The sequence below is a fragment of the Stenotrophomonas sp. 2619 genome, assembly GCF_040548725.1.
In the GTDB taxonomy this organism is placed as follows: Bacteria; Pseudomonadota; Gammaproteobacteria; order Xanthomonadales; family Xanthomonadaceae; genus Stenotrophomonas; species Stenotrophomonas maltophilia_AP.
The window spans coordinates 172,582-187,136 of the sequence record NZ_JBEPSF010000006.1 but is presented as its reverse complement, the minus strand read 5'-3'; the positions used below and the strand labels follow the sequence as shown (position 1 = coordinate 187,136).

The 14,555-nt window shown below is 66.8% G+C and carries 9 protein-coding genes; 2 read left to right on the top strand and 7 right to left on the bottom strand.

The genetic code is table 11. The annotated features are described in order from the left end of the window. Positions 1 to 197 precede the first annotated feature (197 nt). Both ABIA71_RS08330 and ABIA71_RS08325 read left to right on the top strand, forming a co-directional pair. Entirely contained in the window at positions 198 to 2,618 is a 2,421-nt protein-coding gene (locus tag ABIA71_RS08330) for a penicillin-binding protein 1A (RefSeq protein WP_354284661.1), read from the top strand. A 228-nt stretch (positions 2,619 to 2,846) separates the two neighbouring features. After that, a complete protein-coding gene (locus ABIA71_RS08325) occupies positions 2,847 to 3,491 on the top strand; it encodes a hypothetical protein (protein WP_354284659.1) in 645 nt (214 codons plus the stop codon). Here the strand turns inward: ABIA71_RS08325 and ABIA71_RS20850 are convergent. From ABIA71_RS20850 to ABIA71_RS08290, 7 genes are all read right to left on the bottom strand, one after another. Continuing rightward, positions 3,476 to 4,345, bottom strand: coding sequence for a hypothetical protein (locus tag ABIA71_RS20850; protein WP_502961217.1), 870 nt, complete (start codon positions 4,343 to 4,345; stop codon positions 3,476 to 3,478). The two genes, ABIA71_RS08325 and ABIA71_RS20850, sit on opposite strands and share 16 nt — an antisense overlap. Before the next feature lie 43 nt (positions 4,346 to 4,388). Then, on the bottom strand, positions 4,389 to 5,192 hold the full coding sequence (locus ABIA71_RS08315) for a hypothetical protein (protein ID WP_354284657.1): 804 nt from the start codon (positions 5,190 to 5,192) through the stop codon (positions 4,389 to 4,391). Continuing rightward, entirely contained in the window at positions 5,192 to 5,623 is a 432-nt protein-coding gene (locus tag ABIA71_RS08310; RefSeq protein WP_354284655.1) for a hypothetical protein, read from the bottom strand. The genes ABIA71_RS08315 and ABIA71_RS08310 overlap by 1 nt, the downstream gene beginning before the upstream one ends. Before the next feature lie 50 nt (positions 5,624 to 5,673). Further along, on the bottom strand, positions 5,674 to 9,912 hold the full coding sequence (locus ABIA71_RS08305) for an ESPR-type extended signal peptide-containing protein (protein ID WP_354284653.1): 4,239 nt from the start codon (positions 9,910 to 9,912) through the stop codon (positions 5,674 to 5,676). A 61-nt stretch (positions 9,913 to 9,973) separates the two neighbouring features. Next, the gene (locus ABIA71_RS08300) at positions 9,974 to 10,669 is read right to left on the bottom strand and encodes a pilus assembly protein (RefSeq protein ID WP_354284651.1); all 696 of its coding nucleotides are present in this window, start codon (positions 10,667 to 10,669) and stop codon (positions 9,974 to 9,976) included. Between the two features lie 16 nt (positions 10,670 to 10,685). Further along, the gene (locus tag ABIA71_RS08295; RefSeq protein ID WP_354284649.1) at positions 10,686 to 11,810 is read right to left on the bottom strand and encodes a CblD like pilus biogenesis initiator family protein; all 1,125 of its coding nucleotides are present in this window, start codon (positions 11,808 to 11,810) and stop codon (positions 10,686 to 10,688) included. After that, a complete protein-coding gene (locus ABIA71_RS08290) occupies positions 11,807 to 14,530 on the bottom strand; it encodes a TcfC E-set like domain-containing protein (protein WP_354284647.1) in 2,724 nt (907 codons plus the stop codon). The genes ABIA71_RS08295 and ABIA71_RS08290 overlap by 4 nt, the downstream gene beginning before the upstream one ends. Positions 14,531 to 14,555: the final 25 nt, after the last annotated feature.

Sequence of the window (14,555 nt, the reverse complement as noted above, 5' to 3'; positions counted from 1 at the left end):
GACGCATAACCTGCGCCCGCGCATTAATAACGTTTTTTTTGCAAACCGCAACCATCACGCAGTGAAACGTGCACTACCGCACGTTTCACGGCTCCCCAGACGGTCGTCGATCTGCGCTCCCCGGGAACAACCCCAGCCGTTCCCTTGCGTAATCTATACTCTGCGGCCACGAAATTCGCAATCGGAATCTGTCACTGATGACACGCTTTCGCCGCTGGCTGCGCTGGTTGCTGGTCGCCATCCTGGTCCTGGGCCTGATCGGCGCCGCCGTCGCAGGTGGCCTGTACTACGCCATTTCCTCCAAGCTCCCGGACGTGCAGACCCTGCGCGACATCGAGATGCAGGAGCCCATGTACGTGTATGCCAGCGATGGCAAGCTGATGGCCGTGTTCGGCGAGTCGCGGCGCGTACCGATCACCATGAAGGAGGTCCCGGAACGTCTCAAGCAGGCCTTCCTGGCCACCGAGGACGCCCGCTTCTACGAGCATGGCGGGGTGGACTACAAAGGCATCGGCCGCGCGGTCTGGCTGCTGGCCACCACCAACGACAAGCGCGTGCCGGGTGGGTCCACCATCACCCAGCAGGTCGCCCGCCAGTTCTTCCTGAGCTCCGAGTACAGCTACACCCGCAAGCTGGCCGAGATCCTGCTGGCGCGCAAAATCGAGTCCGAGCTGAGCAAGGACGAGATCTTCGAGCTGTACCTGAACAAGAGTTTCTTCGGCAACCGCGCCTACGGCGTGGCGGCCGCGGCCGAGTTCTACTACGGCAAGAAGCTGGGCGAACTGGACCTGGATGAAATGGCCTCGCTGGCCGGCATCCCCAAGTTCCCGTCGTCGGGCAACCCGATCAGCAACCCCGAACGGGCCCGCGAGCGCCGCGACTTCTATGTGCTGCAGCGCATGGCCAGCCTGGGCTTCATCAGCCAGGCCGAGGCCGATGCCGCCAAGGCGGTGCCGATGCACGCCAGCGCGCATGAGCCGCCGGTGCAGGTGGAAGCGCCCTACGTGGCCGAACTGGTCCGCCAGGAAATGATCGCCCGCTTCGGCGGGGACGTGGTCAACAAGGGCTACCACGTCACCACCACCATCAACGCCGAGCTGCAGACCGCGGCCAACATCGCCGTGCGCGATGGCCTGCGCGTGTATGACCATCGCCATGGCTGGCATGGCGTGGAGCAGCACTTCGATGTACCGGCCGATGCCGACGCCAAGGCGCTGGCGGCCAAGCTGGCCGGCATTCCGGCCCAGTCCGGGCTGCTCCCGGCGATCGTGGCCTCCACTGCCGCCGATGGCAGCGCCACCGTGGTGCTGGCCAATCGCAGCGAACTGGTGCTGCCCGTCGCCGCCAGCCGCTGGGTCAACAAGGCCCCGGCCAAGCTGCTGACCCGGGGTGATCTGGTACGGGTGCGCGCCGGCGACAAGGAAGGCGAATGGCTGATCGACCAGATCCCGCGCGGTCAGTCCGCGCTGGTCTCGCTGGATGCTGAAAGTGGCGCCCTGAAAGCCCTGGTGGGCGGCTTCAGCTTCTCCGGTAACAAGTTCAACCGCGCCACCCAGGCACGCCGCCAGCCGGGCTCGAGCTTCAAGCCGTTCATCTATGCGGCCGCGTTCGACAAGGGCTTCAACCCGGCTTCGATCGTGCTGGATGCGCCGGTGGTGTTCCGCGACCGCCGCGGCAAGACCTGGTCGCCGCAGAACGATGGCGGCGGTTTCCGTGGTCCGATGCGCCTGCGTGAAGCGCTGGTGCAGTCGCGCAACCTGGTCTCGGTCCGCCTGCTCGACGGCATGGGCGTGGATTACGCGCGCAAGTACATCAGCGAATTCGGCTTTGCCGAGGCCGAGCTGCCGCCCAACCTGTCGATGTCGCTGGGTACCGCGTCGGTGACCCCGTTGTCGGTGGCGCGCGGCTACGCGGTGTTCGCCAACGGCGGCTCGCGGGTGGACACCTGGGTGATCGACCAGGTGACCGACCGTGATGGCGTGGTGGTGTTCAAGGAAAACCCGGCGATGGCCTGCCGCGACTGCGCCGGCACCAGCGGCGGCGCGCCCGTGAGCCAGGTGGTGGACGGCTTCAACTTCGGCGCCCCTGCCGCCCCGGCCACCGCCGCGACGGCCAAGCCGCAGCAGGCCGCCGAACCGGCCAAGCCGGCCAACCCGGATGCCAAGGTGGCCCCGCGTGCGATCGACGCCCGCACCGCCTACCAGCTGGTCTCGATGATGCGTGACGTGGTCCAGCGCGGCACCGGTACGGCGGCGAAGGTACTCGGCCGTGAGGACGTGGGTGGCAAGACCGGCTCGACCAACGACCACCGCGACGCCTGGTTCTCCGGTTTCGGCGGGCCCTATGCCACCACCGTGTGGGTAGGCCGCGACGACTTCCGCTCGCTGGGCTACCGCGAGTACGGCGGCAAGGCCGCCCTGCCGATCTGGATCGACTACATGCGCGCCGCGCTGAAGGACACCCCGATCGCCAAGAACGACCCGCCCTCGGGCATGGTCCAGGCCACGCTCAACGGCGCCACCGAGTGGGTCAAGGTGGAGGACATGGACAAGATCGAGGACTTCAGCTTCGACACCCATGTGCAGCAGGCCGACGACGCGGCGTTCGACATCTTCTGATGTCGACGGCAGGATGACGCAGAAGGCCGGGCATTGCCCGGCCTTTTTTTGTCTGCCGGCTGCGCATGGCCGGCTCCACCTCCGCCTGCGCGCCGTCCCCGGGTAGAGCCACCCCATGGGCGGCTGCCTCCGAATCCGGCATCACGCGCAGCCCGCCATGGGGTGGCTCTACCGCCTTGGCACATCGCCGGTGTACATTGCCGTGCAGGTCGCACAGGAGTAACGGTCATGCATCGAGCCCGTCAGCATGCAGCCACCCAGACCCGCGAGCGCCGCCACCGGCTCGCCCATGAAGCGGCCCGGTTGATGGCCGAGGGCGGCATCCGCGACTACCACCAGGCCAAGCTCAAGGCAGCGGCCCGGCTGGACATCCACGATGATGCTTCCCTGCCCCGCAACGCCGAGATCGAGGACGCGCTGCGCGAGTATCAGCGCCTGTTTGCCGGGCCCGACCACGGCAGCCAGCTGCGCCAGCGTCGCGAGGCGGCATTGCGTGCGATGGAGTTCCTGGACCGGTTTGCGCCGCGCCTGTGCGGGCCGGTGCTCGAGGGCACCGCCGACGCCAACAGCCCGGTGCAACTGCAGGTCCACAGCGACGACGCCGATGCCGTGCAGCGCCACTTCGACGAACACGGCATCCCCGCCGAACTGCGCACACGCCGCCTGCGGCTGGACCGCGAGCGTGTGCTGGACGTACCGGTATGGGTGTTCAGCGCCGAAGACCTGACCTTCGACATCGCGGTACTGCCCTACGACGCCCTGCGCCAGCCGCCGCTGTCGGCGATCGACGAGAAGCCGATGCGGCGTGCGTCGGTGGCGCAGCTTCGCCAAGTGTTGGCCGAGGCGGAGATTGAGGGCTATCTGGCCGGTTGAGTCGCCGCCAGCGGCGGCCAACCCAGTAGCTTTCGTTCCATCGCAGTGACAGGGAGCCGTGTGTAAAACGGCTCGAGGAAGACGTCTGGTTCCGGTTGCTGCCCGATCAACTCCAACCGACCCGCATGGCGCTGCGCGTCCCGCACCAGCTGCATCAGCACAGACGCCTCCATCGTGTGCGAACTGGGCGGGAGTTCGTAGCGCACCAGCGGCGGCAGCGCGCTGTCGAAGGTCTTGGCCAGGGCCTCAGTGAAGGTCTCCAGGCCCACGCTCTTGCCGGGCCGGGCGCGCCGACCGACCATCGTGGCAAACATCAGCTCCGAGAAGATCCACGGCGAGCCGATGAACGCCTTGTCCTCCAGATACTGCTCCACACGGACGGCATCGGTGTCCAGAAACAGCATCAGCTCGGCGTTGTCGATCATCCGGTGCAGGGCCACGTTGAGGATCATGTACATATTGGCCGCCGTGCGCGTGGCATGCCGGTAGTGGAACAGGTGCTCCTTGCCCTCGATGCGTGAGCGCGCAGTGTCCACCCGCAGCAACAGGTCATACACATTGCCCCACACGCAGGAATCAACGAAGACGGTCAGGCCCGCCGCTTCCAGCGCCAACGCGAGACTGACCACGGCATCCTGGTTGGCATGGGCGTGCGACAGGAAGACGTCGGCCTTGCCCACCGGAAAGAGTTGCGCCGCGATGCTCTGCGCATCGAGCAGGTTGTCCTTGCCCGCCATGAAGGTGGCGATATCGTCCAACTTCGATGTGTTGCGTCCTTTGAATTCGGCAATGGCTGCCGGGTCTGCGGTCAGGGAGAGCGCATCAAACCCGGTGATCTTTACATCCAACAGCATGTTTCCTGCTCCTTGATTCCGGTCTCGATCTTCATCATCGGCGTCACCAGCCGAGCAGCGTCCTCTCCGGTGCGCTCAACGGAAGCTTCCCGTACAGGTGATCCAGAAATACCGGGTTATCGCGCCAGCCCGGCGGTGACGGGAATCCCGTCGTATCCACAATCGCGCGCAGCAGGCGTTCCCACTCCATGACGTGCGCCCCCTGGGCCGCCAGCAAGGGCCTCGACGCCGCTTCGCCCTGGTCTTTCATTGCTTCCAGACGCAGCGGCGGCCGGCCACGTCGCGTGGCATGACGGGCGTAGAGGCGCTCGGACAGCGCCCACGTCGAGCCGCCGCAGCGGCTGTTGTGCACCACGTCGGCAAGCCGCACCGGCGCGTGCTCGAGATGGATGAACAGCTCACAGCTCTCGATGAGCCGCTGCTGCACGGCAGCGACCACGGTGCAGATGCTGGTCGACGCGCGGGTGGTGCGGCCCTGCCTGGCATACGGCGTATCCAGCAGGTCGGCGTGTTCACCCGACGGGCGCTGCATGTCGCGCGACAGTGCCTCGGCACGTTGCCACAGGCTGGAGCCGACGAATACGCTCAGACCGGTCGCCTCCAGCGCGACAGCCAACTGCACGACCCGTGCCGGGTTGCCCACGGCATGGGACAGGTAAACATCAACAGCGGGCAGCGTTGACAGCGGCTGCAGTGCATCGGGCTCCAGCACGCTGCTGCTGTCACTCAGGTAGGCCGATACGCGCTGCAACGTCTCGCTCCAGCGCTGCTCGTAGGCGTCCACCTCGGCCGTTTTCACGGCGAGGTCGTGAAGGGCAACCTGGCCCACGTTGAGCTTCAGCAGCATCAGCGCGCACCCTGGGCCAGCAGCAATGCGCCGACGCAGCCGCCGACCAGCAGTACGTGAAATCCCAGCACAGTGGGCCGGCACAGCACCGCCAGCAGCGGGTCGCGCAGGGCACGCAGGCGGCGCAGATCGATGCGCAGTGGCACCACGTCGTCCAATGCGCGGTCCGCCGCATCGTTGTACAGCGCAATGAAGGCGCGTTCGTACTGCAGGAAATAGGCGTGGAAGCCCATGAACAGCACTCCCGGCGGCAGCAGCACCGCCCAGTGCAGCGCGGCCCCCTGGCCCAACGCGCAGGCCAGCATCGCGGCCATCACGGCCACGCTGGCGCCCTTCATGGCCGAGACGCTGTTGGCCAGCCGGTTGATCACGCCCTGCACGATGTTCAGATAGCCCAGGCGCAGGGCGATCTGGTTGGTAATGGTATCCATTGCACTTGCTCCTTGGAGGGCAGGGCCTGGTGCAGGCCCTGCCGGGTCGGTCACCAGCCGATACCCACGCCCAGGCCCACGCTCTGCTCACCGCTGTTGGTGAACGCGCCGTTGAGGCTGAAGGTGGCCGAGCCCTTGTCGTTGAGCACGCGCTGGTACCCCACGGCCATGGCTGACTCGCCTTCGGCATAGCCCACGCCCGCACCGAGGCGGTTGTAGGTGGCCAGGCCGGCGGTATTCATCGCCATCGCGGTCTGCGCACTGCTCATCGCCGCCATGCGGTTGAAGCGCTTGTCCATCTTGTCCAGGCGGCGCTCGAAATTGCTGATCGCCCCATCGGTGTACTCGTTGGCGCGGGCCAGCATCTTTTCCAGCTCGGCCGTATCGACCTGAGGCGTCGGCGCCGGGGCATCGGCCGGCGCAGGCGTGCCGCCGCCGTCAGCACTGGCGATGCCGCCACCGGCACGGTCTGCGGAAGCCGCCGCCGGATCACCCGATGCGCCGGCAGAGCCCTCGCCCTCCGTGGCGGCCGGCGGCGTGGGTGCACTGGCCGACGCCAGCGCGCGGCCCTCCGGCGGCGCACCGACGCGTTGCTCCAGCCCATCGATGCGACCGTCCAGGCGCTGCTCCATGGCATGCAGCTGACCGCCGTTGACCGCGTCGCGGCTGCCCGGCGCGATCAGGCCGTTGGCCACGTTGCCGAGCACCATGCCGTTGGGCCCGGCGAGGTTGAGCTGGCCCAGGCCATCGCTGCGGATGTTTGGGCCGTCCTGGAAGATTGAACGTAGTTGGTTTTCTACCCGATCGACGCGGGCACCTGTGGTGACTACTGCGCCATCCAGACTGGTAAGCGCATCGCCGACCGTATTGAAAGTTTCGCCCTGTATGTTGTAGCCAGGGGCAATAATCGTCCCAGCACCATCCATGCCAGCGCCGCCACCCAGCGCCGCAAGCACTTCGCCAACCTGTGAAACAGTGACGACATCATGCCCCTCGATGCCGCGGCCCACGTTAACGATCCTCCGCTTAAGCGAATCGTTCCCAACAGAGAATGTGTAGCTGTCTCGCGCAATCGAGGTCGCGCCGATAGCAACGGCCCCTTCCGCACTGGCAAGCACTTGAGCCGCTGAGCCCACTGCAACGCCATACGAAGCCGCGACCTCAGACCCGCTGCCAAGTGCAAAACCATAGTCCGCGTCCGCCAGAACGCGAGCCCCACGGCCAATGGCCACAGCGTTCGTAGCTTCTGCCTGGGAATAGGCACCCACTGCTGTCGCTCCACTCCCGTCTGCATGGGCGTCACTGCCGATCGCGACACCCAGCCAACCGGCCCTTGCGGCCGCGCTATCCTCATCCCAATCGACGGCAATGAATGCCTTGTCCTGCTCAATCCTCTCAAGCCGCTGATTTGTTGCAAACAGCTGCCCGCCATTCACTGCATCAGTGCTGGTTGCCGAGCCTATATCACCTGCTGCCACACCCCGCACCTTGCCGCCGTCCATATCAATGGAGCCGTCGGCCGCATACCGCACCACGCCTTCCAGGTCGGGGTCGAGATCGTCAAACTCGGTACGCAGGGCATCCAGGTCCCGCCGGTTGTCGGCGATACGCGTGCCGTGACCCGATATCTGCGCCGCATGACTGGACAGCAGATTTCCATTCGCCGTCACCTTCTGATCGATGGCGAATACCTGTTTACCCGTCACCGCATCGGTGCTGGTACTGCTCAGGGTCGCGTCGGCCACGTTCACCAGTTTTCGCTTCAGGCTGGCGTTACCGACGGAGACCTGGTTCGTGCCGCTGGTTACCGACTTCTCGCCGAGGGCGACCGCGTTCTCGTGCGTTGCCTTCGCGTTTCCACCCAAGGCAACCGCGAACTGCGCCGTTGCGCCCGATGCACTCCCCACCGAGATCGCATTGGTGCCCACTGCATTGGCGTTGTTGCCCAAGGCAACCGACGCCACGCCATTGGCCTTGGCGAGGCTACCCATGGCCATGGCAAGATTTCCCGTGGCCGTTGCCTTGTTCGCGTCGCTCACTTCGGCGGCCGTGGCCACCAGATTACCCGTGGCACGCGCCTTGGCCAGGGCGCTATCGGCAGTGGCCTGCGCGCCGGTGGCGGTACTACGGACCGAAGCCACCTCTACGTTCGTGGCGTTGAGCTGCTTGCCGGTCACCGCCTCGGTGCTGGTGGCGCTCAGCGTGGCATCAGCCACGCCGCTTAGAATACGGTTGGCATTGGCCTTGTTGCGCACGTCCAGTACCGTGCCGGTGTTCTCACCGCCCAGGCGCACGTTGCCCGTGGCCGATGCCTGGCTGACCAACCCACCGAGCGCGTCCGCTTTGCTCAGCGCGCTATCGGCCGTCGTCCTGGCAGCGTTGGCCGTCGTCTGCGCGCTGGTGGCGGTGGTGCGGACCGACGCCACTTCCACATTCGTCGCATTGAGCTGCTTGCCGGTCACCGCCTCCGTGCTGCTGGTGCTCAGCGCACCATCGGCCAGATTGACGATTTTCCGCTTCAGCGTGCTGCTGCCCACCGAGATCTGGTTCGCTTCGGTGGTCTGGGAGCCATTCCCCAGTGCCACGCTACCGGCATGGGCGGCAACTGCGCGGTCGCCAAGGGCTACAGCGCTCTCCGCGCGGGCGCTGGCCAGGTTCCCCAGCGCCGTGGAGTATGAGCCGGACGCCGAGGCCTCGCGGCCCAGAGCGGTCGCCTGGTTGGCGCTGGCGCTGGCTTTATAGCCCATCGCCGTGCTGTGGAGGGCGGCCGCATTGGCATCGCTGCCGAGCGCCACCGCGCGGTCACCGATGGCGCTGGCACGCAGGCCGGTAGCTACCGCACCGTTGCCACTGCGACTGAGCGCACCGATGGCGACCGCGCCATTGCCCGTACTCTTCTCGCCCTTGTCGTTCACCCCGGCACGCGCATCGGCGCCCAGTGCTACGCCACTGCTGTTGTACGCCTTCGCTGCAGAACCCAGTGCCGCGCTCGCGGTACCGCCACTGCCCTCGGCCAGGGCAGACTGTCCCAGCGCCAGGGCGGCTGCGGCAATGCGTGCGGCAGCGGCATCTGCGGCCGCCTTGGCGGCGTTGGCGGTACCGGTGACGGTGCTGATGGTCTGGTTGGTGGCGTGCAGCTGCTTGCCCGTGACGGCCTCGGTGCTGGTAGTACTCAGCGCTGCATCGGCCACGCCGCTGATCTTGCGGTTGGCGTTGGACCTGTTGCGCACATCCAGCACGGTGCCGGTGTTTTCTCCGCCAACGCGGATGGCACTGCTGGCAGATGTCTGGCTGACCAGTCCGGAGGCGGCCAGCGCTCGGTCGGCGGTCGTCTTTGCGGTGTTGGCGGTGGTGAGCGCGCTCCTGGCATCTGCCCTCACTGCGTTCAGCTGCCTGCCATTGACCACGTCGGTACTGGTGGCATTGACGTTGCCGTCGGCCACATTGACGATCCGGCGCTTGGTGCCTGCATTGCCAACGGAGACGGTGTTGGCTTCGGACGCGACCGAGCCACGCCCCAGTGCCACGGTGCCGTGTGCACTGGTGCTCGCCTCATAGCCGAGGGCGATGCCGTCGTACTGCGCACGCGACCTGCCCCCCAGGGCGATCGCGCCGGTCCAGCCACCCGTACCGGCCAGGGCGTCCCCGCCAATGGCGATCTTGGAGATGCCCGCACCGCTGTCGGTGGCAGCGCCGCTACCGACAGCGATGGAGTTCTGCGTGTATGCCTTGGCGTGGTTGCCCAGCGCGGTGGTACCGATACCATTGGCGACCGCGTTTGCCCCCACACCGGTTGCGTGGTCGCCGTTGGTGATCTGGACGTTGTAGCCGATGGCGGTGTTGTTGGTGCCCCGGCTTGAAATCAGGTTGCCGTACGCCACCGATTGGCTGCCGGAGAGCGTGGACCGCGAGCCCAGTACCACCAGGTGGTTGCCACTGACAGTGGAGTCGCGGTAACCGCTGTCGGTGGTCAGTGCCACTTGTCGGACGACGGCATCGGCCAACACGCCGGCGAAGGACCCAGCGGCTGCATCATTGGTTGCACTACGACCGCCAAAGGCTGCGTGCAGGGCCCAATCCTGCAGGACACGGTTTTCCTGCGCCTCCTCCGGCGTGCTCTCACTCTCGCCCTCCGCCGCCCATGCACCCGCAGACGAAAGTGTCAGGGCCAAGGACAGCGCCCCCGCCCGCACCACCTGGCTGGACTTGCCTCTGGCGGCACTCAGTTCGCTGGCCACCACCCAGCATTGCCGCGCGGTGGACCATAGACGTCGGTAGACTTTGTTCATCGTATTCTCCTTGATAACGATTGGGTCGGCCCGGCCATTGCGCGTAGCAGGGACGGGTTGTTCAGGGGGTGAGGGTGGTGACGTGCTCGCGATAGCCGTCACGGGTGAGCCGATAGCGCAGCTGCACGGTGTGCCCAGGTGCAACGACGAACGGCAGCGATAGCGAGGCGCCGGGGTACAGGCTCTGCGATACGTCGTGCGCGGTGCAGCGACTGCCCTCGCAATCGGCGATGCTGGTGATGCCCAGGCGCAGCGTGCCGTCGTTGTGCAGCGCATCGCCCTGCACCCGCGGCCGCACGGTGCCCTCGGCCGGCAACACGTTGACCAGGGCACCCCATACCAGGTTCACGCCGATACTGGCCTGCGCGCCCGTGTCGCCCGCTGCACTGGTTTCGTCCGGCCCACGCACGCCTTCGAAATACACGCGATAGGCCGTTTCTGCTTCCACCGGTTGCAGCGGAATCAGCCGGATCAGGCGATTGCCGCCGCCCGCCAGTGCAAACTTCCCGGGCGTAATGGCGATGGCCGCCTCGCCCGGCTCGATCTCCACCTCGTGCTCCTGGTCGCTGGCGGGATCCACGATCCGTCGCAATGAGGCCTGGATGTACTGCGGCTGGGTGGATTGCGAGTAGATGCGGATCTGGGTGCTGCGCTTGCCATCCACCGACGCCCGCATCGGGTGCACGGTGAGGTTGGCCTGCGCAGGCAGCGCCAGTAGCAGCGTCAGGAGAATCAGGCAGGCGGTGACTCGTTTCATGCGAATTCCTGGCGGGTCAGGGGGTGGTGGTGGGTACACGCAGTTCCACCTGCAGCTCGCCGAAGTAGGTACCGGCCTGCTGGGTGGAGATGGGTACGCGGGGAATGTCGAAGGTGATCGGCGTGGGCACGCAGAACACCGGCTGGCGCATGCCAGGCAGCATCACCAGTCGCAGCTGGGCGGTGTCGATGCCATACAGGTGCTGCTCCACGCCATTGGGCATGGGCACGGTCGCGCCGCTGTGGGCCAGGCTGACGGCGTAGTCCAGGCGACGCGTGTCGTCGGTGCCGCCATCGGTGTGCCAGAGCGAATAGCCGCTGGGACCGGGTGGATGTCCGCCACGATCGCGCACGGTTACGCCCAGGTACTCCGCCTGTGAGCCGAGGCCGTCGTAGAGGCACATATCCAGCACCGTGCGTCCCCCCACCGTATGCCCGATGGGGTCATAGTCGGCGTTGAGCCGGACCAGCGGAGAGACGTTTTCAAACGCGGGGAAGTAGATCGAAACGGCGTTTCGATCCGTGATGGTGAAGTCGAATCGAAACTCGTACTCTGCAATTGAGCCGCTCGATGAATCCCTCAGGGCAAGCCTTAGTTCTGCTGACCATCTCCCAGCCACCAGCCTTCGAAGCTCAGCTTCTTCAAGAAGCAAAGTGGCGGCAGTTCCGCTGGCAGGAGTGGCGCATGGAGCCGCGAAACTGGTCCACAGTGGGCGCTGATGTGGCTGCCAGTAGTTTTGACATGCACGGCCAGATTCGGCGCGCTCGAGCCAGCCAACCACGTTGATCTGCGTCGCCATGCCGCTTCTTTGCTCAATGAAGCGAAGAGAGACGGAGCTTTTCCCCGCTCCGTTCTCTGCTGTATCGGCTGTCGGACACCTCCCTACCGCAGGGTCGACTGCAGACTGGCACGTAAAGTGCAATTCCCCGTAACCCAGCGATGGATCAGTGCTGTAGGCGAGCAGTGTTCTGGCCGGAATGAGTACCACCTCCGCCGGAATGGACGATCGGTCCCAGCTATTGGAAATATCCTCGACGATCGTTCCGCCTGGAGGATCCTTGTCCGGCGGTCGCTGCCCCCATGCATTCGGAATCACCGCCAGCAACGCCAGCGCCACGCCCCACATACCACGCCGGTTCATGGCGTACCTCCAGCGGCCGCGGTCTGCGGCACGGCGGCGATCAGCGCCTGTTCCTGCAGCAGGCGGGTGACCCGGGCCTGCTGGCGGATGTCGGCCGGCAACTGGGCCACGTTCAATGGCGTGCACTCGACCTGCCCCACCAGCATCACCACGTTGCGGCGCTCGCGCACCTGCAGCGGGCAGTGCAGCAGGCGGTCGTCCTGCAGCAGGTACAGGGTGCGTTCGCGGCGCGGGAAGTCGGCAACGAAGCCGCCGTTGGCGCCGGTACCGGGCACCGGTGCGTTGAGGATGCGCGCACCGCGCAGCGGGGCGCCGGCAATGTCGCGGGCGTTGCCGATGAAGGTGTAGGTCACCTCGATCGGCACCGGCATCTGCACCAACCGTCCGGGCGACAGGAACAGCGGCCGTGCACCGCCCACGCCAGTCACCCGGATGGCGGCGTCGCTGGTCAGCGCGCTGGCATCCTGCACTTCGGCACGGTGGGTCTGGTAGGCCGGCAGCGGCAGCAGGCGGCGCTCGCCCAGCGCCAGGCGCTGCCGGCGCAACCCGCCCACCTGCAGCTCGGCGGCCACGCCGGTCAGTTCCAGGTCGTCAGTATCGTCCACCTGCACCGCCAGGCCGGCGTCTGCGCCTACGCCGCCACCCCAGTAGAAGCCACGGCGTCCCAATGCCAACCCGGAGCTGTGCGTGGCGCTGTAGGCCATCTCGCTGCCGTCGCGCTGCTGGTAGTGGGCCAGGGTCATGCCGGTATGGCCGACGCTGTTCTGCACCTGTGCGCTGAGCGCTGCGCTGTAGCGGTCGTTGTTGTTGCCACGCAGGTCCAGCGACGCCTCGCGGTACTGCGTGTCCGCTTCCTGGCGCACGGTCTGGCCAGCACTGTGGTTGATGTCCGGCCGTTCGTGCTGCGGCTGGCGGACATCAACCCCATAGCGGCGTTGCGCGCTGCCGCGGTCGCCGCGCTGCAGGCGGGTCAGACTCAGGTTGAGGTAGACGCCGCGGTCGCGGCCGTCGCGCAGGCTGCTGCGCGTGTCCTGCTGCCAGAGGCCGATACGGGTGGACACACTGAACGCCTGCCAGCGTTGCACGCGGCTGTAGCTGGCCTGCCAGGTGCGGCTGAGCTGCGGTTCACGCGTGTAGCGCTGCTGCCAAGGCGGCAGCAGCGGGTCCAGCCCGGCCATCGGATCGTCGATGTCACCCGGCAGCAGCGTGCCGCGGCTCCAGGTCTGCCGTCGGGTATAGGCCACGTAGGCACTGCCCCCGGCAACCGGCATCGCCATCGACGCACTGAGCGAATCGGCGCAGCCCAGGCGGTCGCGCGCATCGTCCTCGAACACGCACGCCTTGCCGCGTACGCGCTGCTGATACAGGTTCCAGGATGCGCGGCGGCGGTAGGACAGCTGATGCTGCTGACCGCTGCTGCCATCGCTGCCCTGCAGGCCGCTGAAGGTGGCGCGGATATCCTGGGTGGCGAACGCGTGGCGGAGGTCCACACGCAGTTCGCCATAGCTGAAGCCACCGAGGTCGGCGACACCGGCGGTGACCGCCGTGGCGCGCCCCAGTGGCAGGCGCAGCCCGGCCATGGCGGCCATTTCGCCGTCGAAGCGATCGCTGCGGCGCTCGTTGCGACGGCCGCCCTGCAGGAACCACTGCACGCTGCTGTTGGCCCAGTCGCCGCCCTTGTCGAACGGCGCGTCCTCGCTGCGCACAAGCGAACCGTCTTCATAGATGCGCAGCGTGACGGTGTAGTTGCCGAACGGGAACCGGCGGGTATCGAGCTGGTTGATGCCGGCCTGCAGGTAGAAGGTCTGCAGCAGGCGCTCGCCATCGAAGGCGTCCACCCGTGCATCGCGCGCCAGCAGCACGGTGAGGGGCAGCGCCTGTACCGCGGCATCGGCATCCACGTAGGCCTGGGTGGTGCCTACGCGCAGGCCGGCAAAGCGGTCCATCGGCAGCATGCTGAAACTGAAGGTGCCGCCCTGCGGGCTGGACAGGTTGCGGCGGTCCATGCGCCCGGCCTGCAGGTAATGCTGCTGGCCCAGGTCATGGCGGTAGTAGGCGTTGTCGAACTGGAAATCATCGCGGCGGCGGCCACCACGGTACTGCTGGCTGTTGAAGTTCCAGTCCACGGCGATGTGGCCGCGCTGCAACACGCCCAGCGCGCCTGCGCCTTGGGCGGTCAGCGCCTGGTAGCCGCGGCCACCGCTGAAATTGAGGGTCTGCTGGTGCAGGAATGCGTTCTCGGCATTGCTGCTGACCTGATGGAAGCGGTCGGCAGCCGGCTCGGCCGCGATCCACTGGCGGGCGACGAACAGGCGCACCGCGCCTTCGCCTTCGTCGTACAGGGCACGCACGGAATGAGGGTCCTCGGGGGGATCGAGATAGCCGCAGCCGGCACTGCCACCGCCATAGCGGCAGGCAAGATGGCTGTTGCGTGGCAATGGCTGCGACAGCGCGGGCAGCAACGCGGCCTGCGCCTCGGCGGAAAGGTCCAGCGCCTGCAGCACGCGCGCGGGGTCTTCCAACTGCACGTGTTCCAGGGTGACGCGCACCGGCGACAGCCCGGCCGAACGGCCGAACAGGCGCACGTCCAGTTGTTCGACCTGGCCCTGGACCAGGTCTTCAAAGCCGGGGGGAACGCCGCGTGCCGCGACCAGCGGCGTGGCCAACGACAAGGCAAGCGCGACCGCCAGCCGGGTGACGGCGGGTGCAGGAACGTTCATGGGAGTAGTGCCTGAAGCGGCCGGC

Coding starts and splice junctions, on each gene's coding strand:
- ABIA71_RS08330 (WP_354284661.1), top strand. CDS start 198: ATGACACGCTTTCGCCGCTGGCTGCGCTGGTTGCTGGTCGCCATCCTG.
- ABIA71_RS08325 (WP_354284659.1), top strand. CDS start 2,847: ATGCATCGAGCCCGTCAGCATGCAGCCACCCAGACCCGCGAGCGCCGC.
- ABIA71_RS20850 (WP_502961217.1), bottom strand. CDS start 4,345: ATGCTGTTGGATGTAAAGATCACCGGGTTTGATGCGCTCTCCCTGACC.
- ABIA71_RS08315 (WP_354284657.1), bottom strand. CDS start 5,192: ATGCTGCTGAAGCTCAACGTGGGCCAGGTTGCCCTTCACGACCTCGCC.
- ABIA71_RS08310 (WP_354284655.1), bottom strand. CDS start 5,623: ATGGATACCATTACCAACCAGATCGCCCTGCGCCTGGGCTATCTGAAC.
- ABIA71_RS08305 (WP_354284653.1), bottom strand. CDS start 9,912: ATGAACAAAGTCTACCGACGTCTATGGTCCACCGCGCGGCAATGCTGG.
- ABIA71_RS08300 (WP_354284651.1), bottom strand. CDS start 10,669: ATGAAACGAGTCACCGCCTGCCTGATTCTCCTGACGCTGCTACTGGCG.
- ABIA71_RS08295 (WP_354284649.1), bottom strand. CDS start 11,810: ATGAACCGGCGTGGTATGTGGGGCGTGGCGCTGGCGTTGCTGGCGGTG.
- ABIA71_RS08290 (WP_354284647.1), bottom strand. CDS start 14,530: ATGAACGTTCCTGCACCCGCCGTCACCCGGCTGGCGGTCGCGCTTGCC.